This window comes from Burkholderia sp. Ac-20365, from assembly GCF_017104715.1.
Classification (GTDB): Bacteria; Pseudomonadota; Gammaproteobacteria; order Burkholderiales; family Burkholderiaceae; genus Paraburkholderia.
Map to the genome: position 1 here is coordinate 15,467 of NZ_JAAGPI010000056.1, position 26,835 is coordinate 42,301.

23 protein-coding genes and 1 pseudogene are annotated in these 26,835 nt (G+C 64.5%); 15 read left to right on the top strand and 9 right to left on the bottom strand.

The window, feature by feature from the left end:
• Positions 1-47 precede the first annotated feature (47 nt).
• Positions 48-815, top strand: coding sequence for a DUF4088 family protein (locus G3O01_RS41900; RefSeq protein ID WP_205813358.1), 768 nt, complete (start codon positions 48-50; stop codon positions 813-815).
• Between the two features lie 53 nt (positions 816-868).
• On the opposite strand, the gene G3O01_RS41905 is transcribed toward G3O01_RS41900, so the two are convergent.
• The 3 genes from G3O01_RS41905 to G3O01_RS41915 all read right to left on the bottom strand — a co-directional run bounded on the left by G3O01_RS41905 (position 869) and on the right by G3O01_RS41915 (position 4,014).
• Complete coding sequence (locus G3O01_RS41905; protein ID WP_205813359.1) at positions 869-3,085, bottom strand: ATP-dependent helicase; 2,217 nt, start codon at positions 3,083-3,085, stop codon at positions 869-871.
• 142 nt (positions 3,086-3,227) lie between these two features.
• A complete protein-coding gene (locus G3O01_RS41910) occupies positions 3,228-3,494 on the bottom strand; it encodes a hypothetical protein (RefSeq protein ID WP_205813360.1) in 267 nt (88 codons plus the stop codon).
• Between the two features lie 73 nt (positions 3,495-3,567).
• Positions 3,568-4,014 carry a hypothetical protein gene (locus tag G3O01_RS41915; RefSeq protein WP_205813361.1) on the bottom strand — a complete coding sequence of 149 codons (447 nt, stop codon included), beginning with the start codon at positions 4,012-4,014 and terminating at the stop codon, positions 3,568-3,570.
• Between the two features lie 311 nt (positions 4,015-4,325).
• Between G3O01_RS41915 and G3O01_RS41920 the strand changes: the two genes are divergently transcribed.
• From G3O01_RS41920 to fumC, 5 genes are all read left to right on the top strand, one after another.
• Positions 4,326-4,544 carry an RNA-binding S4 domain-containing protein gene (locus G3O01_RS41920; protein WP_205813362.1) on the top strand — a complete coding sequence of 73 codons (219 nt, stop codon included), beginning with the start codon at positions 4,326-4,328 and terminating at the stop codon, positions 4,542-4,544.
• Positions 4,545-4,787: 243 nt separating this feature from the next.
• On the top strand, positions 4,788-6,155 hold the full coding sequence (locus tag G3O01_RS41925) for an MATE family efflux transporter (RefSeq protein WP_205813363.1): 1,368 nt from the start codon (positions 4,788-4,790) through the stop codon (positions 6,153-6,155).
• 869 nt (positions 6,156-7,024) lie between these two features.
• Positions 7,025-7,987, top strand: a complete 963-nt coding sequence (locus G3O01_RS41930) for a bile acid:sodium symporter family protein (RefSeq protein ID WP_205813364.1) — start codon at positions 7,025-7,027, stop codon at positions 7,985-7,987.
• Positions 7,988-8,207: 220 nt separating this feature from the next.
• Complete coding sequence (locus G3O01_RS41935) at positions 8,208-9,896, top strand: phospholipase D family protein (protein WP_205813365.1); 1,689 nt, start codon at positions 8,208-8,210, stop codon at positions 9,894-9,896.
• Positions 9,897-9,969: 73 nt separating this feature from the next.
• Entirely contained in the window at positions 9,970-11,370 is a 1,401-nt protein-coding gene (gene fumC / locus G3O01_RS41940) for a class II fumarate hydratase (RefSeq protein WP_205813366.1), read from the top strand.
• A 58-nt stretch (positions 11,371-11,428) separates the two neighbouring features.
• On the opposite strand, the gene G3O01_RS41945 is transcribed toward fumC, so the two are convergent.
• The 4 genes from G3O01_RS41945 to G3O01_RS41960 all read right to left on the bottom strand — a co-directional run bounded on the left by G3O01_RS41945 (position 11,429) and on the right by G3O01_RS41960 (position 14,705).
• Complete coding sequence (locus G3O01_RS41945; protein ID WP_205813367.1) at positions 11,429-11,935, bottom strand: acyl-CoA thioesterase; 507 nt, start codon at positions 11,933-11,935, stop codon at positions 11,429-11,431.
• Positions 11,936-12,064: 129 nt separating this feature from the next.
• Positions 12,065-13,144 (bottom strand): helix-turn-helix domain-containing protein, encoded by a 1,080-nt coding sequence (locus tag G3O01_RS41950; protein ID WP_205813368.1) that lies wholly within the window; start codon positions 13,142-13,144, stop codon positions 12,065-12,067.
• A gap of 35 nt (positions 13,145-13,179) precedes the next feature.
• Positions 13,180-14,436 carry an MFS transporter gene (locus G3O01_RS41955; RefSeq protein WP_205813369.1) on the bottom strand — a complete coding sequence of 419 codons (1,257 nt, stop codon included), beginning with the start codon at positions 14,434-14,436 and terminating at the stop codon, positions 13,180-13,182.
• A 128-nt stretch (positions 14,437-14,564) separates the two neighbouring features.
• Positions 14,565-14,705 (bottom strand): hypothetical protein, encoded by a 141-nt coding sequence (locus G3O01_RS41960; RefSeq protein WP_205813370.1) that lies wholly within the window; start codon positions 14,703-14,705, stop codon positions 14,565-14,567.
• A gap of 183 nt (positions 14,706-14,888) precedes the next feature.
• Between G3O01_RS41960 and G3O01_RS41965 the strand changes: the two genes are divergently transcribed.
• Positions 14,889-15,602 carry a helix-turn-helix transcriptional regulator gene (locus G3O01_RS41965; protein ID WP_205813371.1) on the top strand — a complete coding sequence of 238 codons (714 nt, stop codon included), beginning with the start codon at positions 14,889-14,891 and terminating at the stop codon, positions 15,600-15,602.
• Between the two features lie 152 nt (positions 15,603-15,754).
• Complete coding sequence (locus G3O01_RS41970) at positions 15,755-18,442, top strand: DUF6600 domain-containing protein (protein ID WP_205813372.1); 2,688 nt, start codon at positions 15,755-15,757, stop codon at positions 18,440-18,442.
• A gap of 89 nt (positions 18,443-18,531) precedes the next feature.
• On the opposite strand, the gene G3O01_RS41975 is transcribed toward G3O01_RS41970, so the two are convergent.
• Together G3O01_RS41975 and G3O01_RS41980 are read right to left on the bottom strand one after the other, a co-directional pair.
• Entirely contained in the window at positions 18,532-19,503 is a 972-nt protein-coding gene (locus G3O01_RS41975; RefSeq protein ID WP_205813373.1) for a thymidylate synthase, read from the bottom strand.
• A 200-nt stretch (positions 19,504-19,703) separates the two neighbouring features.
• Positions 19,704-21,098: a sigma-54 dependent transcriptional regulator gene (locus tag G3O01_RS41980; RefSeq protein ID WP_205813374.1), complete on the bottom strand. Its 1,395-nt coding sequence runs from the start codon at positions 21,096-21,098 to the stop codon at positions 19,704-19,706.
• Between the two features lie 549 nt (positions 21,099-21,647).
• Here G3O01_RS41980 and G3O01_RS41985 point away from each other — a divergent pair.
• The 7 genes and pseudogenes from G3O01_RS41985 to G3O01_RS42015 form a co-directional block, all read left to right on the top strand.
• Entirely contained in the window at positions 21,648-22,151 is a 504-nt protein-coding gene (locus tag G3O01_RS41985; RefSeq protein WP_205813375.1) for a hypothetical protein, read from the top strand.
• 84 nt (positions 22,152-22,235) lie between these two features.
• A complete protein-coding gene (locus G3O01_RS41990; RefSeq protein ID WP_205813376.1) occupies positions 22,236-22,739 on the top strand; it encodes a hypothetical protein in 504 nt (167 codons plus the stop codon).
• Positions 22,736-23,344, top strand: a complete 609-nt coding sequence (locus tag G3O01_RS41995; protein ID WP_205813377.1) for a hypothetical protein — start codon at positions 22,736-22,738, stop codon at positions 23,342-23,344. Before G3O01_RS41990 ends, G3O01_RS41995 begins: the two co-directional genes overlap by 4 nt.
• Before the next feature lie 29 nt (positions 23,345-23,373).
• Positions 23,374-24,771: a hypothetical protein gene (locus tag G3O01_RS42000; RefSeq protein WP_205813378.1), complete on the top strand. Its 1,398-nt coding sequence runs from the start codon at positions 23,374-23,376 to the stop codon at positions 24,769-24,771.
• Positions 24,772-24,858: 87 nt separating this feature from the next.
• Positions 24,859-25,578 carry a C39 family peptidase gene (locus G3O01_RS42005; protein WP_205813379.1) on the top strand — a complete coding sequence of 240 codons (720 nt, stop codon included), beginning with the start codon at positions 24,859-24,861 and terminating at the stop codon, positions 25,576-25,578.
• 6 nt (positions 25,579-25,584) lie between these two features.
• Positions 25,585-26,391: a peptidase C39 gene (locus G3O01_RS42010; protein ID WP_205813380.1), complete on the top strand. Its 807-nt coding sequence runs from the start codon at positions 25,585-25,587 to the stop codon at positions 26,389-26,391.
• Positions 26,392-26,503: 112 nt separating this feature from the next.
• Positions 26,504-26,835 (top strand): annotated as a pseudogene (locus G3O01_RS42015) (hypothetical protein); the annotation flags it as partial.

Sequence of the window (26,835 nt, forward strand, 5' to 3'; positions counted from 1 at the left end):
GCAAAGGCCTCGACGGTATTCGCGCGGTCGACGAAACGGGATAAGACATGGGTCAGATAACCCTTAACATCAAGGACGAAACGCTCGCTTCCTTACGGAAAGATTTCGACGCGTTCGTGCGGGTCTCGCTAAAGCTGGATCCACAGTTCGCGACGCCGTCGTTCGAGGACTTTTTGCGCGCGAAGCTCCTCGACAACATGGTGCCGCTGACCGAAAACGCCGTGCAGCGGATGCTGCAGGGCGGTCAGTACGCTTGGGCGAAACGCACGCTGGACAAGGAGTTCCCCGACGTCGTTGCGATTCTGATGAAGCAGGCGAACGAGTTCGGCTTCGGCTTTGCCGCGCGCTCGGAATGGACGCCGGAAGAACTCGCGAAGCAGAGCCGCGAGTGGGCGGCGGCCATCGTCAAGGAAGCGGAAGGCGCGCCTTCGCTGGTGGATCCGCTTGCCGCGCAGATCAAGTCGGCGGCACAGGACATTCAGGCGCTCGAAGAAGTGATGCAGACGCCCGCGTGGCGTCTGGCCGAATCGCTGCGTCAGCGGGTGTATGAGGCGAAAGTCGCGTGCGAAACCAGCGTGGGCAGCGCGGCGCGCGAAAAGCTCGGTGAACTGCGCGGCCTGTTGCGGCTGGGCATTTCGCACGGCTCGTTCCAGAAGCAGGAAGCACAGCAGATCATGGAGTATCTGCGTCTGCTGAAGCCGGAAATTTTCGTCGAAGAGCCGTATGACGTGTTCACGCGACTTGCCGCGTGGCTGCGTAACTTCTTTATGCCGCCGCCGCGGCCGCAGCAGCAACAACAGCGGCAATCGCGCTAGCGTCATCTCAATTCGACGGCGTCCGACATGGACGCCATCAGATCGCGGCAAGCTCAGTCCCACATCTTTCTGAGCTTGGCCGCGATTTCTATTTTGGCTTGCGCAGCGGCGGCGAGCCCCGCTGCCGTCGGCGCCGACACGACGGGCGCAGGCGGCCACGCATGCATATCGAATAGCGGCAGCAGATGCGGCGGGATGAAGCGGGTACGCGACGCCCACACGTGCCGGTCGCCCAGTTGCGTCTGGTTGTGCACGTAGAAGCGCTGCGGCATCACGATGTGCAGGTCTTCCTTCGCGCGCGTCATTGCCACATACAACAGGCGCCGCTCCTCGTCGATTTCCTCCTCGCTGCCCGTGCCGAGATCGGACGGAATGCAGCCATCGACACCATTGAGCACGAACACATTGCGCCACTCCTGCCCTTTCGCCGAATGAATGGTCGACAGGATCAGATAGTCTTCGTCGATCAGCGGGACGCCGGACTCGTCGCTGGTGGCGTCGGGCGGATCGAGCGTCAGTTCCGTGAGGAAGCGTTCGCGCGACGCATACGTGCCCGCGATGCTTTCCATCTGCACGAGGTCGGCCTGGCGAATCGACGCGTCCTCATGATTGCGCTCGAGATGCGGCTCGTACCACCGACGCACCATCTCGAATTCCGCGGGCCAGGGCATTTGCCGGCCGCAGATGGATGCCATCATCGCGACGAACGGATGCCAGTCTTCGAGCGCGCGCGCCGGAGGCGCAAAGGCGGCGAGTGCATGAGTGGTGCAGTTCGAAGCGGCATGGGGCGCGCCGCCAGACGCGAGCGCATCGGCACGTGTAGCGATATCGTCGAGCACGCGCGCGGCCGTCGCAGGCCCGACGCCCGGCAGCAGTTGCACGACACGAAAGCCCGCCACGCGATCGCGCGGATTCTCCGCCCAGCGCAGCACGGCCAGCACGTCCTTCACATGGACGGAATCGAGAAACTTCAGCCCGCCGAATTTCACGAACGGAATGTTGCGCCGCGTCAGCTCGATTTCGAGCGTGGCGCTGTGATGCGCGGCGCGAAACAGCACCGCCTGGGACTTCAGCTTCATGCCCGCCTCGCGCGCCGCGAGCACCTGCTCGACGATATAGCGCGCCTGGTCCGCGTCGTCGGCGACCGTGACGAGATGCGGGCGTTGCGCAGATGCCTTGTCCGTCCACAGATTCTTTGTGTAACGCTCTGATGCGAGTCCAATGACAGCGTTCGATGCTTCGAGAATAGGCTGGGTCGAGCGGTAGTTGCGCTCAAGCGTGACCTGCTTCGCGGGCGGATCGAAATGCGACGGGAAATCGAGAATGTTGCGCACGGTCGCGCCGCGAAACGAATAGATCGACTGCGCGTCGTCGCCGACCACCGTCAGCCCGCGCCCGTCCGGCTTCAGCGCGAGCAGGATCGACGCCTGCAGACGGTTGGTGTCCTGGTATTCGTCGACGAGCACATGATCGAACCGGCCGGACAGATCGGCGGCAATCGCGGGTTCGGCTGCCATGTGCGACCAGTAGAGCAGCAGATCGTCGTAATCGAGCACGCTCTGCTTCTGCTTGGCGTCGACGTAGGCGGCGAACAGCATGCGCAGATCGGCTTCCCATTCGCGACACCACGGGAAGGCGCCGTTGAGCACGTCGGCCAGCGACGCGCCGGTATTCACGACGCGCGAATAGATCGCAAAACACGCCGACTTCGACGGAAAGCGCTTTTCTTTCGCCGACAAACCGAGTTCGTGGCGCACCAGATTCATCAGATCGGCGGAATCTTCACGGTCGTTGATCGTGAAGGTTGGCGCGAGGCCGATCAGATCTGCGTATTCGCGCAGCAGCCGCGCGCCGACGCTGTGGAACGTGCCCGACCAGGTGAGCCCTTGCGCCAGCGCGGCGCGCGAGCCGAGTGCCGCGCCCGCGATGCGCGTGACGCGCCGTGTCATTTCGAGCGCGGCGCGGCGCGAGAACGTCAGCAGCAGGATGCGGCGCGGATCGACGCCCTTGACCACCAGATTCGCGACGCGATGCGCGAGCGTGTTCGTCTTGCCGGATCCCGCGCCGGCGATCACGAGCAGCGCGCCGGATGGATGCGCGACGTCGTCGGCGCCATACTCGACGGCTTCGCGCTGCGCGTCGTTGAGCTTCGCGAGCCAGTCGGCAGCGGATGCGTCCGTCGCGGCGGACGACGCAGAAGTCGGGGAATCGGCGACGGAAAGCACGATCGGCGCAATGGATAGTGAGGGCGACGCATACTGTATATCCATACAACCTGCGACGACAAGCGCCCCATTTTTCGATGTCGCATGCGGATCGACATGCACAAGAAAAAGCCCGGCATTCAGGCCGGGCTTTTTCCTGCCGGACGGGACATGTGGCGCCCGACCGGCGCAACGACGGATCGCTTGCCTATTGCGATTTCGCGTCCTTGACCTTCGCTTCCGCGTTCGCCTTGTCGGCGTCGGCCTGTGCATCAGCCTTCTTCTTGTCGGCCTTTGCCTGCGCGACATCCGCCTTCTTGTTCGCCTTCGCCTGTTCCTTGGCGGCCTTGCTATCGGCGTGCGTCATCGGCTCGGTGGCGGGATCGTGCGTCGTTTGCGCGACGGCGAGCGTGCTCACGCTACCGGCGATCAGCGCCGCGCACAGCGCGCTCATCGTCTTGCTGGTCGTTTTCATGTTGTGTCCTCCCTCATGCAAACTTCGTCAAACTTCGAAACCTTCAGGCTGTGACGGCTCAAATCAGCGCGTATCAGTTATGCGCCTCACCCGACGCGGCCGCGCCTGTCGGCTGGCCCTGCATATCGGCCTTCAGTTCGTTCGATGCGGCCGCCTTGTCGGCCTTCTTGTTCAGCTTGGCGTTGCGGACCTGATCCTTGTAGGTGTCCTTCGCGGCCTTCTGCTGATCCTTCAGTTGCTGCTTCGAGAGCTTCTTTTGTGCGCTGTACTCGGCGTTCGCCTGCGCGTCGGCGTTGCGCTTCTGGACGAGCGGATCGGTCGAGCCGGGTGCCGTCAGGTTTTGCGGCGCGGGAGCAGGCATCTGGACGCCTTGCGCGGCGGGTGCGGCGGCAGGCGCCTGCTGGACCTGAGCCTGAGCGGAGAGATCCGCGGAAGGCTGGGCGGTCGTCTGGGCGAATGCGGCAGTCGACGCCATCGCAGTGAGGGCGGTACCGATCAGAAGCGTACGGAGCTGGTTCATGGCAATCCTCTCTGAAGTTTGTCGATATCGGCACGCGGGCAGATTCCAGTTGGCGTCGATAGCGTCGACGCCACCCGCGTTTTGCGCCAGCCGCAAAATTGCAGCAGGCTATTCCACAGACCGGGGTATCGCGAGTGAAGTTCGCCACAAAAGCCGACTGTTACTCACCGTTTCATTTTCTGACAACTGAATAACATCTGCTTGCAAGTGCCCGGCGTGCGGCCATGCACGCACGCCGAAGCGCGGCGCGATGGCTTATCATGCGAGTCGCTTTTCAACGACTGAGCCGACATCCGTCGATCGCAACTGCCATGCCCAACCTTGATTTCACCCTGACCGGCGACTACGTCGAACTCCACAATCTGCTGAAGATTACTGGCCTCGCGGACAGCGGCGGCTCGGCAAAAGTGATCGTTGCATCGGGCGCCGTGACCGTCGATGGCCAGGTCGAAACGCGCAAGACGTGCAAAATCCGCGCAGGCCAGGTCGTGCTGCTCGGCGATACGCGGATCGCGGTTCACGAAGCCTGACCACCCGGCAAGCCTGTTCGGGCGCTCCTGCCGGGTCGCGCCGTATGCGACACACATAGGCGGCACACGTAGGCGCCACACCTAGGCGGCACGTGACTCCGGCCATAAAACCCGCACCAAAAGTGTGCCTGTTCATCGACAGCGCCGCGTTCCCGCAATAAGCTGTCCGTCTGGACAGAAAAACAAACGACGCGCGGCACCTTTGCTGCGCGTGTCGCCCTTACGCGCAACAGCGCCTGAAACATGAATCCGACCGGAATGTCCCGCGCGCTCAGCGGGCCGCCCACTCTTTCGCGCCACGCCGCCGATACCGCGCGCCTCGCCGCCCCACTCGCCATCGCGCAGCTGTCGCAGATGGCCATGAGCGTGACAGACACCGTCCTGCTCGGCTCGCTCGGCCCGGATGCGCTGGCGGCGGGCGGCCTCGGCGCGAATCTGTTCTTCGTCGTCGTGACGCTGCTGCAGGGCGTGCTGACGTCCGTCAGCGTGAGCGTGGCGCATGCACGTGGCGCGCAGGCCGAGGATCGCGTGCCGCACATTTACTGGACGGGTTTCCTGCTGTCGATGCTGCTGGCGGTGCCGGCGTTCGTGCTGCTGTCGTTCGCGGCGCCCATCCTGATGGCGTTCGGCGAGCCGGCGCTGCTTGCCCACAACATCGGCGAGTACTGCGCGGTGTTGCGCTGGGGCGCGCCCGCGAGCCTGATCGGCGTGGGGCTGATGCGCTCGTTCCTTCCCGCGATCGGCGCGGCGCGGCGGCTGCTGTGGGTGTCGATCGGCGGCGTGTTCATCAATGGTTTTCTGAACTACGGGCTGATTCATGGCGCGTATGGCTTGCCGCGGCTTGGCTTTCTCGGTTCCGCTGGCGCAACGACGATCACCGTCTGGCTCACCGCGCTCACGCTGATTGGTCTGCTGCATCTGCGTCCACGCTTCCGGCATTTCGTGACGGCCACGCGGCCGAACGTGCCGTTGATGGGCGAGCTATTCGGGCTCGGCTGGCCGGTGGCGATTACCTATGGCGTCGAATCGATGCTGTTTCTCGCGACGGGGTTGATGGTCGGCCTGCTTGGCGAGTCGCAGCTCGCTGCGCATCAGATTGCGTTGAATGTGGCGTCGGTGGCGTTCATGGTGCCGCTTGCAATTGGCCAGGCGGCCAATGTGCGCGTCAGCTTCTGGTCTGGGGCTGGACAGCCGCTAGCGGCGCGGCATGCCGGGTTTGTCGCGCTCGCGCTGGGTGTCGGGTTCATGAGCTTGTCGGGGCTGTTTCTGATCGCGGCGCCGCGGTTTATTGTCGGGCTGTATCTGCATCTCGATGATCCGGCGAATGCGCCGACTGTGGCGCTAGCCAGTTCCTTGCTGGGCGTGGCTGCGATTTTTCAGATTGTCGATGGGATGCAGACGGTCGGTTCAGGGTGCTTGCGTGGGCTCAAGGACACGCGGATTCCCATGATCGCTGCTGCGTTTGGATATTGGGGAATTGGGTTTCCCACTGGATATACCCTCGCGTTTCATTTCGGGCTCGGCGCCCGCGGGCTCTGGTGGGGGTTGGCTGCTGGCCTCGCCAGTGTCGCTATTTTGATGACCCTGCGGTTTCATAAGAAGAGTCTTTAGGGGGCGGGTTTTTGCTGGCATATGCGGTTTAGGCTTTGCGCTGGCGTCCTCGGTTTAGGCTCTGCGCTGGCATCCGCGATTTGTTATCGGTGCTTCACGCGTCGCCCCTGTGCGGGGCGGCACCTACTTTTCTTTGCCGCGGCAAAGAAAAGTAGGCAAAAGAAAGCCGCTGAACACCGCTAGTTCTTGTTTCTATCCACGGGCCCCCAACGGCCCCGTCCTGTTCGCGGCAACGTTCTTCTCAATGCCCGTTGCCAGCGCCTTGAAACGGCGCCTCACCCGCTGCACGCTCCCGCGTCGCCATACACGCGATCAAATCGCCCACGTTCTATAGCGGCAAACTGTGTGTAGGCTGTCGCGGCGTATGCGCTTCACTCCGGACTGAAAACCAAGGTGGGCCGCTCGGAAGCAGGATCGGTGTCGTAGGAGCGCTGACGCGTGAAGTACTACGACCTACACACAGTTTGCCACCTGGGCGGCCGTAACCATTCGCTGCCGCTGGCAGTTGTACGGGTGTTTGAAGTAGGTGAGGCGCCTAGCCGAAGCGCTGGCAACGGGCAGTGGATGGCAGAACGCCGTGTGAAGTGGAGGACCCGTTGGGGGCCCTCAGGCGGTGGACAAGAACGGGCGGTGTTAGCCCGCTTTCTTTGCTTACTTTCTTTGCGGCGGCAAAGAAAGTAAGTGCCGCCCCGCACAGGGGCAACGCCTGAAGCAGGCAAGACAAAACGCGGATGCCAGCGACAACAAAAGCAAACCACGCCAGCGTCGCAAGACAAACCGAAACCAAAACCAAAACCAAACCAACCCCAGGCGAAAGGTAAAATGCCTGCCGCATTCAGGCAAAAAAACAAACTTCCAGGACAAACTCCATGCTTGCCCGCATCACCCGTTTATTCCCGCTCTGGGCCGTGCTGTCCTCCCTCGCAGCCTACTTCTCGCCATCCTCAGTAACGGGCATTGCCCCTCACGTCACGACACTGCTCACGATCATCATGCTATCGATGGGCGTCACCCTTTCCATCGACGATTTCCGCCGCGTCTTCACGCGCCCCGCGCCCGTGATCGCAGGTATCGTCCTGCATTACCTCGTGATGCCGCTCGCCGCATGGGTCATCGCCAGGGCACTGCATATGCCGCCCGACCTGACAGCAGGCATGGTGCTGGTCGGCAGCGTCGCCAGCGGCACGGCATCGAACGTGATGATCTATCTCGCGCGCGGCGACGTCGCGCTGTCCGTCACGATCAGCGCACTGTCCACGCTCGTCGGCGTGTTCGCGACACCGCTGCTCACGCGTCTGTATGTCGATGCCTCGATTGCCGTCGACGTGCACGGCATGCTGATGAGCATCCTGCAAATCGTCGCGCTCCCCATCGCCGTCGGTCTCGTGGTCAATCATCTGGCCGGCAAGCTCGTGCGCAAGATCGAACCAGTACTGCCGCTGGTTTCGATGGTGTCGATCCTGCTGATCATCGCGGCCGTGGTCGGCGGTACGCAGAAAAGCATCGCGTCGGTGGGCCTCGTCGTTGCGTTCGGCGTCGTGCTGCACAACGGCATCGGCCTGCTAGGCGGCTATTGGGGCGGTCGCCTGCTCGGCTTCGACGAAGCCGTGTGCCGCACGCTTGCCATCGAAGTCGGCATGCAGAACTCCGGCCTCGCCGCTACGCTCGGCAAGCTCTACTTCACACCCATCGCCGCACTGCCCGGCGCGCTGTTCTCGGTATGGCACAACCTGTCCGGCTCGATGCTCGCGGGCTATTGGGCTGGCCGCCCGGCGAAAGGCTCCACGGCCGGGCAGGACGCAAACAACGCGCTGACTCGCGAACGCGTCTGATATCTGCCTTTCCCTTCCTTTCCGACACGCCGCGCATTCAGCATCTCGCGCAGCGTGTCCTCCGAACTTCCCTACTACAAACCGGCCCAGGCGCCGGGCACGCGCGTTGCACTGTTGCAGTGCGTTGCTATCCGACCCGCTTTACCGATTCCCCTTAGAATGACCCGGTCGATGGGCGACGCAAGACGACCATCCATGCCGCTCTAGTGGAGGAACAAGCGTGTCGGTAGACAACTCGAACGACGCCGCCGTATCGCCGCATCAACAGCAGCAACGCAGCAACCCCGTCTCGCGCCACGCTCGCAGCACGCTGCTCCGGCGTGCGTCCGCGCTGGCCGTATCGGCGGCGCTGCTGGCGGCCTGCGCGACGCGCCCGCCCGCCACTGCGTTCGACCGCCCTGTCACGCACGCGCTTCCCACCACCGACGCCACGCCGCTTGCCACCGCGCTCGCTGCGCCCGAACGCGCGCATCCCGGCCAGTCGGGTTTTCGCGTGCTGTCCGAAGGCACGCAAGCGCTGCAGATGCGCATCGCGCTCGCACGCTCGGCGACGAAGACGCTCGACATGCAGTACTACATCGCCGAGGAAGATACGACCGGCAAGCTGCTGCTCGGATCCGCCCTGTACGCGGCGGATCACGGCGTGCGCGTGCGCATGCTGGTCGACGACCTGAACTTCAAGGACATCGACCGCGTGATGGCCGCGCTGAACTCGCACGACAACATCGAGATCCGCGTGTTCAATCCGTTCGGCAGCGCGGACACGAGCTTCTACCAGCGCAGCGAGAACTTCTTCACGAAGGTGGGCGCGTTCACGCGGCGCATGCACAACAAGGCGATGATCGCGGACAACCAGATTGCGATCGTCGGCGGTCGCAATCTCGGTGATGAATACTTCAGCGCGAGCCCGACGTTGCAGTTCCGTGACATCGACGTGCTCGCGACCGGCCCCATTGCGGCCGACATTTCGGCGAGCTTCGACGCGTACTGGAACGACAGCAACGCGTACCCGCTGCGCGCGCTGAACAAGCAGAAGTTCGACCCGCAAGAACTCGACGACATGCGCAACGAACTGCGCGCGCACTGGCGCAAGAACGCCGATCCTTACAACGCAAAACCGCTGAACGCGACGCCGCTCGCCACGCAGATCGCGAAAGACGAACTGGGTCTCGTGTGGGCAAGCGCCGAGTTCAAGGCCGATTCACCTGAAAAAATGAAGCTGCCCGCCGATCAGTACAAGAGCCCGCCGATGCAGCGGCTCATCGAACTGATGCACGGTGCGCAGACGGAATTTCTGATCACGTCACCCTATTTCGTGCCGCACCAGGCAGGCGTCGATGCGCTCGGCGAATTGACGAAACGCGGCGTGAGCGTCAAGGTGCTCACGAATTCGCTGGCCGCGACGGACGCCATCGCCGTGCAGGCAGGCTACAGTCCGTACCGCGTGCCGCTGCTCGAACGCGGCGTCGAGCTGTACGAGTTCAAGCCGACGCCCGGCGACGAACCGCCGACAGCCGGCCTCTTCGGCTCGCGCTCGAAAGCGAGCCTGCACGCGAAGACCTACGTGATCGACCGCAACACGCTCGTGATCGGCTCGATGAATCTCGACCCGCGCTCGGCGCATCTGAACACCGAACTCGCGCTCGTGATCCACAGCGCGCCGCTCGCCGGTGAGGTCGCGAAGCTGTTCGACAACGCCACGAAACCCGCCGTCAGCTACCACGTCACGCTCGCCACGCCAGCCGAACTGGCCGTGCTGCGCTACTCGGCGACACCGCAGTCGAAGCTTGTCTGGACCGACGAGGAAAACGGCCAGATTCGCCGCTACAACCTCGATCCCGGCGCGGGCTTTTACCGGAACGCGCTGACGGGTCTATTCTTGTTGCTGCCAGTCGACGAGCAGTTATAGCGACACAGTCACAGGTGCGCCTCGCACCCTTCCCCGGAAGCCTTCCGATCACCCAAGTCAAGCGGAGTAGAACATGACCGAAAATGTGCGCATGGAACGCGATACGTTCGGCGAAATTGCCGTGCCGAACGCGAAATTGTGGGGAGCGCAAACGCAGCGATCGCTGCAGAACTTCAAGATTTCGACGGAAAAACAGTCGCCCGAACTGATCACCGCGCTCGCCATCATCAAGCGCGCCGCCGCCGAAGTGAACCTCGCGCTCGGCGTGCTGGACGCGACCAAGGCGAAGGCGATCATGGCCGCCGCCGATGAAATCATCGAAGGCAAGCATCCCGACGAATTCCCGCTCGCCGTGTGGCAGACGGGCTCCGGCACGCAGACCAACATGAACCTCAACGAGGTGATCGCGAACCGCGCGAGCGAACTGATGGGCGGCGAGCGCGGCGAAGCGCGCCTCGTCCATCCGAACGACGACGTGAACCGCGGGCAATCGTCGAACGATGTGTTTCCGACCGCCATGCACGTGGCGGCCGCCGTCGGCATCGTCAAGCATCTGGTGCCGTCGATCAAGGCGCTGCGCGGCACGCTCGACCAGAAGTCGAAGGCCTTCGCCGATATCGTGAAGATCGGCCGCACTCACTTGCAGGATGCAACGCCGCTCACGCTCGGCCAGGAATTCTCAGGCTATGTCGCGCAACTCGACCAGTGCGAGAAGCACGTCGAGTCGGCGCTGCCGCATCTGTATCAGCTTGCCCAGGGCGGCACGGCCGTTGGCACGGGCCTGAACGCGCATCCGAAGTTCGCCGACGACGTCGCGGCGGCGATCGGCCGCCTGACGGGTCTGCCGTTCGTGTCGGCGCCCAACAAGTTCGAAGTGATGGCCGCCGCCGATGCGCTGGTGTTCGCGCACGGCGCGCTGAAGACGCTCGCCGCCAGCATGATGAAGATCGCCAACGATATCCGCTGGCTCGCGAGCGGCCCGCGCTGCGGTCTGGGCGAACTGTCGATTCCCGAAAACGAGCCGGGCAGCTCGATCATGCCGGGCAAGGTGAACCCGACGCAGTCCGAAGCGGTGACGATGCTGTGCTGTCAGGTGTTCGGCAACGACGTGGCCGTCAATGTGGGCGGCGCAAGCGGCAACTTCGAACTCAACGTGTTCCGTCCGATGGTCGCGCACAACGTGCTGCAATCGGTGCGACTGCTCGCCGACGGCATGCACAGCTTCAACGACAACTGCGCGGTCGGCATCGAGCCGAACCGCGATCGTATCGATCAGTTGCTCAATGAATCGCTGATGCTGGTGACGGCGCTCAATCCGCACATCGGCTATGACAAGGCCGCCAAGATCGCCAAGAAGGCGCATAAGGAAGGCACGACGCTGAAGGCGTCGGCGCTGGCGCTCGGCTATGTGACGGAACAGCAGTTCGACGAATGGGTGCGTCCGAACGACATGGTCGGCAATACGAAGGCCTGACGCGCCGTCGTATCCTCCTGATGCTCTGCGCGCGCAGAGCATCACGTGCAGGCAGGCGTTACAGCTTGCCCTGCGCCACTTCATCAGGCTTCAGGTCGACGATCGCGTCGAGTGCGGCCTTCACGTCCATCGCGTACTTCGCGAGCGCCTTGTGCTCGTCGGTCTGCGGCACGAACGACGGCACGGGCACGGGGCTGCCGTTCTCGTTCACAGCGACCATCACGACGAGGCAGTCGGTGGTTTGCAGCAGTTCGCCGCCCTTCGGATCGCCCGCATACACCGACACATGAATGTGCATGCTCGTGCGCCCCGTCGCGACGACGCGCGCGCGCAGTTCGACCAGATTGCCGACGTGAATCGGCCGGCGAAAGCGGATATTGCCGACGCTGACCGTCACGCAATAACGGCTCGACCAGACGGCCGCGCATGCATACGCGGTTTCGTCGATCCATTTCATCAGCGCGCCGCCGTGCACCTTGCCGCCGAAGTTGACCGAGGTCGGTTCGGCGAGAAAGCGGAAGGTGGTCTCTGACCGATCCAGCGGTGCAGCGGTTGGCGTGCTCATGTTGACTCCCGTCAAACAAATCGAAAGGAGCCGATTATACGAGCGCAATAAGGCAGCCGCTGCGCTGTCTGGGCGTGCGTTGCTGGGGATTGCGCAAATGCGCGCGACGTGCCACGCGCGGATTTGCGACTACTGCCGGCTCAACGCAGACGCAAAGCGCTCGCGATAATCGAGCGGCAGCACGCCAAAGCTGCGGATAAACGCGCGCCGCAGGTTCTGTTCGCTGCCGAAGCCGCAATCGAGCGCAATCCGTTTCAGCGGACGGCGCGATTCGGCCAGCGCGCGCGAGGCCGCCTCCAGCCGCATCGCCGAGACGGTCTTAGCGGGCGTGCGGCCCACTTCGTCGACGTAGCGCCGCGCAAATGTACGCGGACTCATCCGCGCTTCTTCGGCGAGCCGCTCGACGGACAGGTCCGTGCTCAGATTGGACGCCATCCAGCCATGCAGGCTGTCGAACGCGCCGCCAGCCGAGGTCTGCGCCGCCAGCGCCGCGCTGAATTGCGCTTGCCCGCCTGGCCGCTTGACGAACACGACGAGGCGCCGTGCGACCTGCATCGCGACGGGATGCCCGTAGTCCTCCTGAATCAGCGCGAGCGCGAGATCGATGCCCGCCGTCACGCCCGCCGAGGTCCAGACCGCGCGGGAGTTATCGTCCCCGCCGCCGCTTTGAAGCGCCTCACGGATGAAGATCGGTTCGGCGTCCACCTGCACGCGCGGGAAACGTTGGGCGAGCCGGTGCGCGTCGCGCCAGTGCGTGGTCGCGCGGCGTCCGTCTAGCACACCCGCCGCCGCCAGGTAAAACGCGCCCGTGCATACGGAGCACACCCGCCGCACGTGCGGCGCCCGCCGGGCGATCCAGTCGATGAGCGCGGGTTGCAGCGTGCGCGGATCGTCGACGGGGACGCCGGGCACGATCAGCGTGTCGATCGGTTCGTCGTCGAGCGTATCGAGGCGCTGCGTGAGCACGGGCAAACCGGGGAACGTGTCGAGCACGCCGCCGTCGATCGATGCGACCGTGGTCCGATACGCAACCGGTTCGCGCGATGCCGCCGATACACGGCGCGCGTCGCGCACGCCCAGTTCCGCGCGATGAAACGCCTCTAGTGGACCACAGGCGTCGAGCAGCACCAGTTCGGGCGCAACGGCAAAGACGACGTGGCGAACCTTCGGTGCGGGCATATCGTGAGGTTCGTCGGCAACGTGGCTCATTGAAATGATTGTCCTGTTCGATACACAAAAAGCGTTCACATGCCTGACGCCGCAACCGTGCGTCTGCGCGACCACGCGAACGTCATCGTCGCCAGCGCCGCGAGCGCGAGAAACGGAAAAATCGCGATGTTGATGGCCGCCCAGCCGAAATGCGCGAGCATCTGCCCGGCGCACAGCGAGCCGAGCGCGGAAAACGCGAAAGTGGTGAACTCGCTGGTCGCCTGTGTCTTCGCGCGCTCCGACGCCCGGTACGACTGCGCAAGCAGCGTCGTGCCGCCGACGAACATCAGGTTCCAGCCGACGCCCAGACACGCGAGCGCCGCATAGAAATGCGTCAGATCGGTCGAGCGCAGCGCGAGCACGCCGCACAACGCCGACAGCACGATGCCCGCGCCGATCACGCGCAGCACGCCGAAGCGCGCAATCAGCCGCGCCGAGAAAAACGACGGCGCGAACATGCCGACCAGATGCCACTGGATGATCTGCGCGCCATCGCCGATCGAGTGTCCGCACGCGACGGCGGCGATCGGCGTGGCCGTCATCACGAACATCATCACGGCGTAGCCGAGCGCGTTGTTGGCGAGCGCGGCGACGAAGATCGGCTGCCGGACGATCGCGCGCCACGGTCGCGCGGGTTCGCGTTGCGCGGCGGCATCGACGTGCGGCGCGGCATCGCGGTAGAGGCCGGCGAGCAGCGCCATCGACAGCAGGCCGAGCGCCGTCACCAGCGCATACGAGCCGGCGAACGCGACGGGCGCGAGCCAGTCCTTGCTCCATGCCGCCAGCGCCGGGCCGAGCACCGCCGCGACGACGCCGCCCGTGAGCACGGTCGAGATCGCGCGGCTCTTGGCATCGGCGGGAACGGCGTCGGCGGCGGCCAGACGGTAGTACTGCGCGAACGCCTGGAACACGCCAACCGTCGCCGTGCCCGCGCAGAACGCCCAGAAGCTGTGCTGAAAGATCGCATACACGGAGATCGCGCCGCCCGCCGCGCCGATGGCCGCGCCCAGCAGAAAGCCCGCGCGTCGGCCGACGCGTGCCATCAGGAACGACGCGAACACGGTGGTCAGCGCGGCGGCGACGGTGATCAGCGAGAACGGCAGCGTGGCAAGCGATTTATCGGTGGCGAGCGTGTAGCCGACAAGGCCCGTGAGCGTCAGATCGATCGATACCGACGATGTGTACAGCGCCTGGCAGACGGCCAGCACGCGCGCTGCACGCCGGCCATGCGGATCGGCGCGGCCCGGCAGGTCATGGCCGACAGTGGGAGCGGAGGAAGGAGACGGCGGCATCAAGGGCCTCGAGGCTGGGTGACGATGCTGGCATCGTCACATCGATCGCCTTGGCAGAAAGGCCAATGATGCATCAATTTCTGCCAGACGTGCACGCGTCGTTCACGCGGGCAGCGCTGGCGGGCCGATCAGTTGTGGAACGAGACGCCTTCGTCGATCGTGCCGTACATCGTGATGCTGCCCGAACCGGCCGACGACGGGCCCGAGCCGCCCTGCGCGCAGGCGCTGCAGAGCAAAACGGCGGTGACCACGGCAAACAGGATTTTCATGACTGCGTTGTTCGCAAAGCGTTAATAGCGTTTTCGATTCTAGCCCACCCGCTCCGGCAAGCGCAGATTGCCTCGTGCCGCGACCCACGCGAGAATGCATCCGACGCTTCACGACAGGCTGAAACATCGAATACGCGTCTCGCCTAGAGTGAAGGCACGACACATGAGAAACGGGAGACCCTGATGGCCGCTGCGCTTCCTTCCGAACCGAGTCACTTTCCCGGCCTGAGCCGGATCGGCGCGCTGCTCGCCGATCCCGGCCGCGCCGCGATGCTGTGGGCGCTGATGGATGGCACCGCGCGTCCGGCGGGCGAATTGACGCTGATCGCCGGGCTGTCGCCGTCGGCGGCGAGCGCGCATCTGTCGCGGCTGACGGACGGCGGACTGCTCGCGCTCGAAGTGCGCGGGCGGCATCGCTATTTCCGGATCGCGTCGGCGGAGATCGCGTCGACCATCGAGGCGCTCGCCAATGTCGCGCAAGCCACCGCACCGCAGCGGACCGTGCCACGTCCGGCGCGCACCGTGCCCGTCGACATGCGCTTCGCGCGCACCTGCTACGACCACATGGCGGGCGAACTGGCCGTGCGTGTCTATGAGCGGCTCGTCGATGGCGGGCTCTTGACCGTGCACGGCGATGCACTTGACGCCACGCCCGACGGCACGGCGCAACTCGCGCAATGGGGTATCGACGTGTCGCAGCAGCGCGGGCGCCGTCGCCGCTTCGCCTGCACGTGCCCCGACTGGAGTGAACGTCGGCCGCATCTGGGCGGCGCACTCGGCGCGGCGTTGCTCGATTCATGGTCATCGCATGGCTGGGTCGAACGCACGGAGCGGCCGCGCATCCTGCGCGTGACACCGGCCGGCCATCGTCATTTCGACGCCTTTTTGGCTCATTGACGAACGATTCGTCAGACAAGCCTTACCAGACGACAACTTTTGTTACAGCGCCGTCTGGATGGCTTACAAATGAGAGCGCCTTGAAACAGGGGCCACAGGTAGAGTGATTTCACACGGCGCGGCCTGACGCCGCGCCCGATGGAGCGACAACCATGAAATCACTCACCACACCCGTTTCTGTTTCCCGCCAGACTGCCCCTGCCCTTCGAGGCGACACGCGTCGTGCCTCGCTCGTTGCGCTCGCCGTGGCGGGCGCGCTTGCTGCGCTGGCCGTGCACCCCGCCTCGGCGCAGGAGCAGGATGCGCCGCCGCCCGCGAACTACGCGCCGAATTCCGCACAAAGCGCACCCGATACCGATCCGCCCGGACGCATCGCGCGCCTGAACTACATGGCAGGCACCGTCACCACGGAACCGGCGGGCGCATCGGACTGGTCGTACGCGCAGGTCAACCGGCCGCTCACGACGGGCGACCAGTTGTGGAACGACAGGAACGCGCGCTCGGAACTGCACATCGGCTCGACGGCGGTACGCATGGGCCAGCAAACCAGCCTCGACATCCTCAATCTCGACGACAACAGCGCGCAGCTCAAAGTCGCGCAAGGCACGCTGTCGACCCGCGTGCGCGCGATCGCACCCGGCTCCTCGTATGAGATCGACACGCCGAATCTCGCGCTGGGTGTGAACAGTCCCGGCGACTATCGCGTCGATGTCGCGCCCGACGGCAGCAGCACCACCGTGACCGTGCGCAGCGGCAGCGCGACCGTCTACGGCGACAACGGCCAGGTGCCGGTTGGCGCCGGACAGCAGGTCACGTTCACGGGCACGAGCCTGCAGCAGGCCGCCGCCAACGGCGCGCCCGGCGCCGATCCGTTCGACCAATGGGCGGCAGGCCGCGACGCAGCGGAAGACCGCTCGGTGTCGGCGCGCTATGTGTCGCGCGAAATGCCCGGCTATCAGGATCTCGACGCAAACGGCACGTGGCGCAGCACGCCGCAGTACGGACAGGTGTGGGTGCCGAACCAGGAGCCGGCCGACTGGGCGCCGTATCGCGACGGTCACTGGGTCTGGCAGGCGCCATGGGGCTGGACATGGGTCGACGACGCGCCGTGGGGTTTCGCGCCGTATCACTATGGCCGCTGGGCGCATATCGACGACTCGTGGGCGTGGGTGCCGGGTCAGGCCGTCGTCAGCGAGCCGCCCGTGTATGCGCCTGCCCTCGTCGCCTTCGTCGGCGATGGTGGTGGCGGCAACGACTGGGGTGTGAATCTCGCGATCGGCGGTGCAGCGGCGGCCGGTCTCGCGTGGTTCGCGCTCGGACCGGGCGAGCCGTGGCATCCGCACTGGGGCGGCGGTCATGACTGGAGTCCGCGCTACTACGAGCGCGTGAACAACACGGTCATCGTCAACAACCGCGTGGATATCCATAACAACATCCACAACACGTACATCAACTATCGCGCGCCCGGCGCTGTGACGGGGATGCCCGCGACGGCGTTCGTTCACGGCCAGCCGACCAACCATTTCGGTCAACGTGTCGATCCCGCGCAATGGCGCAATGCGCGCTTCAATGCGGGCGCGCCGGGCATTGCGCCTGTGCGGCAGAGCTTCGGGCCGGGCATGCGCAACGCGACGTACCGGCCGCCCACGAACGTGATGGCGCGGCCTGTGGTCGGTACACGCAATCCGGGCATGCCCGCCGCATTCCACGACCGGCTCGCGCAGAACTTCGCGCAAGGCGGACACGGACGTGTCCCGGGTGCTGGAGAACCGATCGTGCGTACGTCGGTACCGGCACACTTTGGTGGACAGACGCTCGGCGGGAACGGGCCGGTCGCGAACGTGCGCGTCGTGCGCCCGCATGGGCCGGGGCAAATGGCTGGCGCGATGCCGGGTGCGCCGATGGCGGGCGGTCCGGGTGCCCAGCGTCCTGGCGGCGGTGCGCCGCAGGGCAACGGACAGCAGCAGGGTATGCCCGGTCACGGCTTCGCACCGGGACAGATGGCGGGTGCGCCGAACGGACAGCGGCCCGGTGGCGCGCAAGCGCCGGGCAATGTCCAGCAGCATGGCATGCCCGCGCAGGCGGGCAATGGCGTGCCGCGTCCTCCGCAGCTCGAGGGTGGACGTCCGGTGAACGGCGCGCCGCAGCAGCCTGGTGGCGCACAGCGGCCCGATATGGCTGCAGGCCAGCAGCGCGAGCCCGCGTGGACGCAGCACCATGCGCCGATGGCGCAGCAACGCGGCAATCCGCAGCAGTTCGGCGGGGCTCAAGTGCAGTCGCAGCCTGGTCAGGTGGCGCAGCAGCATCAGCCGATGCAACGGCCGGCTAATGCTTTCGGCGGAGGTGTCGCACAAGCGCAGCAACCGCACGGGATGGATCCACGCCCACAATCAGCGCCCGCGCCGATGCAACAGGCGCAGGCGCAGCCGCGTCCCGAGATGCATCCGCAGCCGCAGCAAATCCAGCAGCAGCAACCGCGCGCTGACATGCATCCGCAACCTCAGCAGCAGGCGCGTCAGGAATTTCATCCTCAGCCGCAGCAGCAACCTCAACCGCGGCCGGAATTCCACCCGCAGCAGCCGCAGCAGCAGGTGCATCAGGAAGCCCGTCCGCAGGCGCAGCCTCAGCCGCGTCCGGAGTTTCATCCGCAACCCCAGCCGCAGCAGCAGGCGCGCCAGGAATTCCACCCGCAGCCGCAACCTCAACCGCGTCAGGAAAACCGTCCGCCACAACAGGCGCAGCAACCGCATCCGCAACCCCAGCCGCAGCCGCAGCCCCAGCAGCATCAGGAACAGCAGCGCGCCACGGGCGGCGGACACGACGAGCATCATCGCGGTTAAGCATCGTCGCCTCGCCTCAAATGAAAAACGCCCACCGCGGATCGCGGTGGGCGTTTTTCATTTCCCGGACGTCAGAACGCGTCGACGAATCAGATCGCCATCGGCGCCGTCAGCGGCTCGTGGTGCCGGTAGCCGACCAGCGAGAAATCCGCCGGCTCGATCTTCTCAAGCCACTCGGGCTCATACACGCCCGTCTTCGCATACTCGGGCACGCGGTCCGAAATCGCGAATTGCGGGCTTTCGTACGGATCGCGCGTCAGTTGCTGCTGCAACATGTCGAGCTGATTCTCATAGATATGCGCATCGCCGATGAAGTACGTGAACCAGCGCGGCGTGTAACCCGTCAGACGGCCGACCAGGTGCAGCAGCGCCGCCCCTTCCGTCAGGTTGAACGGCGTGCCGAGCCCGACGTCGTTGCTGCGGATATACAGGCACAGCGAGATCTCGCGCTTCGCGGCGTTCGGCAGGAACTGGTACAGCAGGTGGCACGCCGGCAGCGCGATCTCTTCCAGCACGGCCGGATTCCACGCATGAAACAGAATCCGACGATCGGACGGGTTGTTCATGATCGTGTCGAGGCACTGGCGAATCTGGTCGATTGCCTTGTAGAGCAGCACCTTGCGCACGCCGTCCTCTTCGAACTCGGTGACGGGCGCGTAGCCGCGCGAGGCCGCGTCTTCGATCTGCGCGCTCGCCGTCACGTCGAGCACCTTGTACGCCGGCCACCGGCGCCACTGCACGCCGTACACGTCGCCGAGGTCGTCGAGGCCCTGCCGGTAAGGATTGGCGAGCCATTGCGCGTTTTCGTTCGCGTTGCCGTCCCAGACCTTGCAGCCGAGCGCACGGAAATCCGCCGCGCTACGCGACGCGCGCAAGAAGCCGATCAGCTCGCCGATCGCCGATTTGAACGCGAGCTTTTTCGTCGTCACGGCAGGGAAGCCCTGCTGCAGGTCGAAGCGCAACATCGCCCCCGGCATGCTGATCGTGCGGATGCCAGTGCGGTTTTCCTGCCAGCTACCGGTATCGAGGATCGTGCGGACGAGGTCGAGGTATTGTTTCATGCGGGTTCCTTCGGTCGGGCGTACCGGCGCAGCGGAGCTTTTTAGGAAAACCCCGATTCTAGCAAGCCGGACGAACCGAGGTCGGCGCGCTGCTGGCGAACGCGAAACACGGCTTGCGCACGTCAGCATCCGAATGGGCGGCTCATAAAACAAAAAGCCCGGTCAACCGACCGGGCTTTCAGAGGCTACGGCTTGCCGCATTACAGATGCGGCATCGTCGATGGCATTTCGGCCGGCTGCGCGAGCGGCTCCGTTTCCATGTGCCGCATGCCGTGCGAGCACAACAACCGGTACAGCGTCACACGCGAGATACCGAGTTCCTGCGCGGCATCGCCCAGACGGCCGCGATGACGCAGCAGCGCCAGCTCGATCGCCTGGCGCTCGGCCGCTTCGCGCGCCTGCGCAAGCGACACGGGCACGATCTCGACGTATTCGGCCAGTTCGAGATCGCGTGCGGTGATGGCCCGCCCTTCCGACATCACGATCGCGCGGCGCACGCGGTTGATCAGCTCGCGCACGTTGCCCGGCCAGCTGTAGTTGTGAAGTGCCGCGATGGCATCAGGTGCGAAGCCACGCAGCCGACGGCTCGCATCTTTCCTGAAACGTTCCAGCATGTGCCGCGCGAGCAGTTCGATATCTTTACCGCGCGCGCGCAGCGGCGGCTCGTCGATCTGCAGCACGCACAGCCGGTGATACAGGTCCGAACGGAAGCGGCCTTCGATCATCGCCGTGTTCATGTCGACGTGCGTCGCCGAGATGATCCGTACATCGACTTCGATCGAGCCATGCCCGCCCAGCCGCTCGACCTTGCGCTCCTGCAGGAAGCGCAGCAGGCTCGCCTGACTTTCGAGCGGCAAATCGCCGATTTCATCGAGAAACAGCGTGCCGCCGTTGGCCGCCTCGACGCGCCCGATCTTGCGCTGGTTCGCGCCCGTAAACGCGCCGCGCTCGTAGCCGAACAGTTCGGATTGCAGCAGATGCGGTGGAATTGCACCACAGTTAATGGGAATAAACGGCGCGTTGCGGCGTGAAGAACGTTCGTGAATGGCGACGGCCGTCAGTTCCTTGCCGGTGCCCGATTCGCCCGAGATAAACACCGGCGCGTCGGTCATCGCGACCTTGCGGATCGAGCGGAACAACGCGAGCATCGCGTCGCACGAACCGACCATTTCGCCCTCGGAGCCGCCTTGCGACGAATCGTTCGATGCCGGCTCGCCGAGCGAAACCATGCCGTATGCATGACCGACGGAATCGACGATCCGGTCGCCCGAGTAAGGCACGGTAACGTAATCGAAACAATAATCGCGTACGAGGCGGCGCAATGCGGCGTCCTGTAGCTGGCCCGCCATGGTAGTCGCGACCCAGCCGACGTTCGGCATGGTCAGACACGACTCGAAAGCCGCGATTTCATGTTGCTGGAAACAGCTCGACAGATCGAGCAGACCACCCGCCGCCATCCCCGAACGCACGGCGCGGCGTGCATCGCGCGCCGACGTGACCACCTCGACATGCCACCCGCGCTCATTGAAACGCGTGTTCAATTCAGCGCTGGGATCTCTTGATACGTAAATCAGTTGCCGCGTGGCGGATTCCATTATTCAGATCCTCTCGTCAACGAACGTTAAGGATGACGGCATGTGCTGATCTGGATTTAGCTTTTCAGGCACGCCTATTCGCACGGGATTCGCAAACAGCGAAAACCGAACGGCCATTCCATTCCGTACGGACAGCTGATCCCCGAAAAACGGCGCGTGTATTGAAACGGCCCAGTACTGGGCTTTTTAAAATCGTGTGCTGTGGATGAGAGCTTACTATACGCGCGAGCCGTCGAAAACAAATATGCGAATTAAATCGTCCAGCCTTGTCCAGTAAGGGTTTGCGGTTCATGAGCATGCTCATTGGGGACCGATTAAAACGGTGGAAGCGCATTCACCATACTTTTTTATCAACGTACTACGCTTGCGTTGTGCTTTACGCATCGAATTGAAATCCAGCGGTTTTCTGGTCCAGGTTTCAGAGCTGAAACGTTTTCGTCCGATTTGCAGCGACGCCCATCAGATCCATTTCACGTCGTCCAATTGCATCAACGGATTGCGACCGATGGCACACGTTTCGCTAAATGTCCCGCACCAAGGAGAGACATCATGCGACTCGTTTTCCGCATCGACTCGAACCAGATTTCAGTACTGCCCGCCGGCCTCGCCGTGTGTATCGCGCTCGCGCTGTCGTCTGTGACGGTCGGCGTGAATGCGCAGGAATCCTTCACGGATGCGACAACTTCGACATCGACGGCGGCCGTGCAGCCCGCCACCCATGCATCCGTCGACGAAACATCCAGCGCAACCGGAGACGCCGCGACGGGCGTGGATATTGCTAACGAAACCGATACGAACGGTCGGCAGTTTTTCAGCGTGCCCGCCGACAGCATCGCGAGCAGCGGCACGGGAGAGTTCGCGCTCGACGATCAGATCCTGTCGCGTCAGCGCGGAGGCGCAGCCGGCATGGTGATGGTGGCTGCGACACCGCAGTTGATGCACGGCTCGTCGGTCACGTTGTGGGACGAAATCGCCCCGCCTTCGCCGCTGCCGATTCCGATCGACGCTGCGCGGGCCGCGCAAGGTAACGTAGCAAACTATCAGCGCAAGTAACACGGCAACGACACATCGCACACGCAGAACAGACCAGTGCGAACTATTTCGCACTCCATACGGAATAGACCGGGGACACATAAAATGATCGCTTCACTGGGGACGCTGTGCACCCGCACGATTCGTGCGACCCGGCTCGCCGCCATCGCCGGCCTGTGCGCCGCGGGCTTGACGGGTATGGCCGCCGCGCAGACGGCCAACCCCGGCGACATCGTCGTCGAGCGCGAGATCGCGCCGCGTATCGCCTATGCGCCCGTGCCGAAAGACCAGAACCCCGTCAGCTCGCGCGTCTCGACTTTTCCCGCCAACACCTTCAACCCGACGCTCGCTCAGGTCGCGTCGGACGCCGACCTGACCAACGCGCGCGGCTCGACGGGCCTCGATAACAGCATCGCGGGCGGCGCCGGCCTGCAGGCCGTCACGCGCATCCTGACGGGCAACACCACGAATAACAACGTCGCGCTCAACTCGGGCGGCATCGGGCAACCGGCGCCGGGCATCGGCGGCACGATCTCGTCGTCGGTGACGGGCGCGCTCGCGCCGCTGTCGACGGCGCTGGGCGGCGCGCTCGGAGGCCTGAACAAATGAATACGCTACTTCGTCCGCTTCCGCTTTTGGCCGTCCTCTCGCTCGCCATGTCGCAGGCGTCGTACGCACAACAGGTGGGACGCGTGAGCGGCGACGCGAGCATAGCCACGGGCGCCGCCGTCAATGCGACGGGCGCGATCACGGTGAACCAGGCCGCGGGCCTCAACAACGCGCAGATCAACCAGCTGACGATCACCAGCGGCGACGCCGCGGCCAACGACAACGCGAGCGCCCAGAGCGCCACCGCCCGGGTCCGGGTGCCGAGCGCGCGTGCGTCGATCGAAGGCAACGCATTTTCGAATTCGTCCGGAGCGGTGATGGTGAACCAGTCTGCGGGCGCAGGGAATCTCCAGCGCAACAGTGTGCAGCTCGGCACTGCGGCGCCTGGGGTCGAGACCGTCTCGGATGGGGTGCTATCCGCGACGGCCGCGAACAACGGCGGTCAAGGTCGAGCGGTCGCGCCACAAGGCGTCCGCGAGGCCAGCATCTCCAGCGACGCGTTCAGGAACGTCAACGGAATCGTGCAGATCAACCAGACCGCCGGAGCCGGTAATGCCACGGCGAACAGTTTTGTGCTCCGTCCCCCGGCGGGCACTCTTTTCTAACTGACCACAACTAGTATCGGAGCGAAACCATGAAGCGCACTCTTATTGCAGCAGCCGTCCTCGCAGCCGCTTCCACCAGCGCCTTCGCGAGCCCGCTGAAGAACCCGTTCATCTTCAACGCGACACTGGTCGGAGAAGCCGTCGGGATCGAAGGGTTCGTCACGCTGTTTGGCTGCGTCAGCGTGTCCAGCACGGCGGGCGCGGTCGTCAACAACAGCCAGCACGCGTATGCGAACGCGTCGCTCAGCCCGAACGCCCAGTCGTACACGTCCGGCTCGATCACGACGCGCATCGACAACAGCTACAAGTCGATCAACGGCGGCGGCAATGCCTGGGCCTCCGTGTCGACCTCGCACTCGTCCGAGTCGTATGGCGCGCAGGGCTCTCAGGCATCGGCCGGTTACGCATATGGCCAGCAGAGCAGCTCGGTCAAGGGCGGCGGCTACGAGTACAGCGCACAGGCATCCCAGATCGGCGGCAGCTTCAGCCACGAGAGCCAGAACTCGGGCGGCCACATTTCCGCGGGCGGACATGCCGGCATCAGCTACCAGGCCTCGTCGAACTACAACCCGTGGACCAACACCGCTTCGGGCCATGCCAGCGTGTCGGGCGGCCTGTCGGCTGGCTACAAGGAATCGAGCTATGCCAATCAGGAGCAGATCGGCGGCTCGTTCGGCGCAGCCCAGGGTTCGGGCCAGGGCAAGGTGTGGGGCTACCAGGCCAAGCAGGGCTCCGGCTATATGGCCTACGGCGAGCAGTCGAGCGGCTATGAAGTCGAGAAGTCGAAGACGCACGACAGCATCTCCGCGTCGTGGGGCTTCAGCTCGACGGTTGCGTCGACGGATGTGGATGTGTATGGCTCGGTCACTCAGCACATCAACACGCAGAAGGCGGGCAACCTGACGGCCACGACGGGCAGCAACGCAGCACAGCGCGTGAGCGGCAACATCGGCGTCAACATCGCGGAAGGCGTCAACAACGCGCAGAGCAACGACGCAGCGCTCGCTTCCGTCGATGCCGGCAACGTGTTCGGCAATGCCCAGGTCTTCAACAACCAGAGCTCCGGCGGCAAGGCGAACATCAACAACTTCAACGTCAACGCCTCGGTCGGCGACGGCTCGCTGCAGTACGCATCGGGCAACGTCGGCGTGAACGTCGCGTCGGGTATCAGCAACGTGCAGAACAACAGCATGGCTGCTTCGACGTCGACGGTCTCGCGCAACCACGGCAGCGCAGCGATGGTGGCCACGGATGATTCGTCGCAATCGGCGGGCGTCTCGTTCCACGGCTCGTTCGAAGGCACGGCAATGCTCGGCGCCAACGCGCTCAGCGGCGCCACGGGCAACATCGGCGTGAACATCGCGGGCGGCGCAGGCAACGTGCAGCACAACGGCCTCGCGATCGCTTCGATGAACACGAGCCGCTAAGCCTGGCGGACAGTAAAAGAAAAGCAACCATACGGGATGCGCCGTCGGCCGATGCAGGCCGCCGGCGCAACCTGGCAGGAGACCAGCATGCCCGGGTTTGACCGGTTCCCGGCGTTACGACTCGCCGTTGCCGCAGTTGCGTGCGCAACTGGCGGCTTGTGTGCGCAAGTGCACGCACAGGCGAGCGTCGACACGTCTACTCTCGCAGGTATTCCTCTTACCAAGACGGTGCACTCGATGAGGGACCTGCGTTACCGCCACATCGTCAGCCAGCAGTTCGATTACAGCTGCGGTGCGGCGGCGCTTGCGACCCTTCTCAAGTTTGGCTACGGCATCGAGATTCCCGAGACGGAGCTGATCCGCCGGATGATGGTTTTCTCGACGCCCGAAGTCGTGGTCAAGAACGGATTCTCGATGCTCGACATGAAGAAGTTCGTCGAGACGATCGGGCTGCGGGGCCGCGGATTCCGGGTCAATACGGACGCGCTGTATCACCTCCAGATTCCCGTCATGGTTCTGATGAACCTCGACGGCTATGAGCATTTCGTGATCGTCAAGCACGCGCAGGACGGTCGCATCTTCATCGCGGACCCCGCACTCGGCAACCGGATCCTGCTCGAGGAGGACTTCGCGAAGACATGGAATGGGCTCGTGTTCGCAGTCGTCGGGAAACCCTTCAGGGAGGATTCCCCGCTGTTGCAGGACAACGAGTCGCTGGCCTTGCGGCTGCGCGAGCGCGCGCTCGCCAACGGCACGGCCGCGACTCCCTTTGTCGAATACGGCTTGATCAAGGCAGACCTGTTCTGACCACCCATGAAGCATGACCTCAACCCGCCTCGCCTCACGCTGCTCGCGACATTGATCGCGCTCACGTGCGGCTTCGCCACCAGCGCCCATGCCGCCGACGCCTCGAGCTCGCGCGACGTGGCGCCAGCGGCGATCCAGTGGCAAAGCGTCGGGGATGATGTGCTCGCCCAGCAGACCGGTAAAGGCGCGGGCGGACAGATGATCTCCGGTTTCGTATTGAACGTACTTTCGCAATGGCAGTTGCCGAACGGCGCAAATGCGCTCGCGCAAGGCTCCCTCTCCGTTGCCACCAATGCTGCGAACGTGCTGACGGCCAGCGTCAACACGCTCGCGCGCGTCACCGACGGCCACGGCAATCCGGGCGCAGACCCGAATGCCCAGTCCATCGGCGGCCAGAGCATTGCGGTCAACGGCGTATCGCAGGTCACGCAGGTGGCGGGCGATCGCAACGCCGGGTTCAACACGGCGACGATCGACTTCAACAACAATCCGCAACTGCTGACGGGCGGCACGAACGCGCAGAGCGCATCGGCATCGAATGGCGCGGGCAACATCAGGGCAGGTATCTCGTTCGGCAACGGCGGCGTGACCGTCGCGCTGCAGACGCCCGCCGGACTCGCCTCGCAAACCATCGCACCCAGCAACGCGCAACAGGCCGGCGCGATTGCTCAACTACTGCAGATCGCAGGCAATAACCAGCAAGTCGCCAACCAGTTGCAGCTCTCGTTGCAGACGGCACCCATGTCGTCCGCGATGCTGCGCCAGGCCGGCGTACTACAAGCCCTGCAAAACGCAGTAAATGCAAGGAGATAGGACGGGCCGCCACCCGTCGACACGCATCACCAGGAGGAGAAGTCGTACAGAAAGCGGCAGCGCGAAGCATAAGAACGAGCCAAGCGCTGCCCGTTTCACCGGGGGAAGAACAATGATGACCGATACAACAGGCAGGAAGCCGCGAGTCCGACTCGCGGCTATTCCTGCTGCCGCGATGCTGTTCGCGCTTTCGCAGGGGGTGTCCGCTCAGGCCATCGGCAGCCAGTCACTCGAAGAGCGGCTCAACACGCTGATGCGCGTCGTCGATGAGCAACAGCGGCAGATCCAGTCGCTCGAGCGTCAGGTGACGCATCTGGAGATGTCGCAGCGCGGCCGCGGCGCGCCGGGTTACGGTGCGCCTGCCGGCAGCGAGTATGTCGCCGAGCAGCCGGGCGCCGACGGCCTGCCGATGCCGCTGCCGCCGCTCGCGCAGGTGACGCCGGG

What these genes read in the sequence shown, in the direction of transcription:
- G3O01_RS41985 (WP_205813375.1), top strand. Translation starts at nt 21,648, where the DNA reads ATGCGACTCGTTTTCCGCATCGACTCGAACCAGATTTCAGTACTGCCC.
- G3O01_RS41955 (WP_205813369.1), bottom strand. Translation starts at nt 14,436, where the DNA reads ATGCCGCCGTCTCCTTCCTCCGCTCCCACTGTCGGCCATGACCTGCCG.
- G3O01_RS41925 (WP_205813363.1), top strand. Translation starts at nt 4,788, where the DNA reads ATGAATCCGACCGGAATGTCCCGCGCGCTCAGCGGGCCGCCCACTCTT.
- G3O01_RS41915 (WP_205813361.1), bottom strand. Translation starts at nt 4,014, where the DNA reads ATGAACCAGCTCCGTACGCTTCTGATCGGTACCGCCCTCACTGCGATG.
- G3O01_RS41910 (WP_205813360.1), bottom strand. Translation starts at nt 3,494, where the DNA reads ATGAAAACGACCAGCAAGACGATGAGCGCGCTGTGCGCGGCGCTGATC.
- G3O01_RS41995 (WP_205813377.1), top strand. Translation starts at nt 22,736, where the DNA reads ATGAATACGCTACTTCGTCCGCTTCCGCTTTTGGCCGTCCTCTCGCTC.
- G3O01_RS41970 (WP_205813372.1), top strand. Translation starts at nt 15,755, where the DNA reads ATGAAATCACTCACCACACCCGTTTCTGTTTCCCGCCAGACTGCCCCT.
- G3O01_RS41945 (WP_205813367.1), bottom strand. Translation starts at nt 11,935, where the DNA reads ATGAGCACGCCAACCGCTGCACCGCTGGATCGGTCAGAGACCACCTTC.
- G3O01_RS41965 (WP_205813371.1), top strand. Translation starts at nt 14,889, where the DNA reads ATGGCCGCTGCGCTTCCTTCCGAACCGAGTCACTTTCCCGGCCTGAGC.
- fumC (WP_205813366.1), top strand. Translation starts at nt 9,970, where the DNA reads ATGACCGAAAATGTGCGCATGGAACGCGATACGTTCGGCGAAATTGCC.
- G3O01_RS41905 (WP_205813359.1), bottom strand. Translation starts at nt 3,085, where the DNA reads ATGGATATACAGTATGCGTCGCCCTCACTATCCATTGCGCCGATCGTG.
- G3O01_RS41960 (WP_205813370.1), bottom strand. Translation starts at nt 14,705, where the DNA reads ATGAAAATCCTGTTTGCCGTGGTCACCGCCGTTTTGCTCTGCAGCGCC.
- G3O01_RS42010 (WP_205813380.1), top strand. Translation starts at nt 25,585, where the DNA reads ATGAAGCATGACCTCAACCCGCCTCGCCTCACGCTGCTCGCGACATTG.
- G3O01_RS41930 (WP_205813364.1), top strand. Translation starts at nt 7,025, where the DNA reads ATGCTTGCCCGCATCACCCGTTTATTCCCGCTCTGGGCCGTGCTGTCC.
- G3O01_RS41920 (WP_205813362.1), top strand. Translation starts at nt 4,326, where the DNA reads ATGCCCAACCTTGATTTCACCCTGACCGGCGACTACGTCGAACTCCAC.
- G3O01_RS41975 (WP_205813373.1), bottom strand. Translation starts at nt 19,503, where the DNA reads ATGAAACAATACCTCGACCTCGTCCGCACGATCCTCGATACCGGTAGC.
- G3O01_RS42005 (WP_205813379.1), top strand. Translation starts at nt 24,859, where the DNA reads ATGCCCGGGTTTGACCGGTTCCCGGCGTTACGACTCGCCGTTGCCGCA.
- G3O01_RS41990 (WP_205813376.1), top strand. Translation starts at nt 22,236, where the DNA reads ATGATCGCTTCACTGGGGACGCTGTGCACCCGCACGATTCGTGCGACC.
- G3O01_RS41900 (WP_205813358.1), top strand. Translation starts at nt 48, where the DNA reads ATGGGTCAGATAACCCTTAACATCAAGGACGAAACGCTCGCTTCCTTA.
- G3O01_RS41980 (WP_205813374.1), bottom strand. Translation starts at nt 21,098, where the DNA reads ATGGAATCCGCCACGCGGCAACTGATTTACGTATCAAGAGATCCCAGC.
- G3O01_RS41950 (WP_205813368.1), bottom strand. Translation starts at nt 13,144, where the DNA reads ATGAGCCACGTTGCCGACGAACCTCACGATATGCCCGCACCGAAGGTT.
- G3O01_RS42000 (WP_205813378.1), top strand. Translation starts at nt 23,374, where the DNA reads ATGAAGCGCACTCTTATTGCAGCAGCCGTCCTCGCAGCCGCTTCCACC.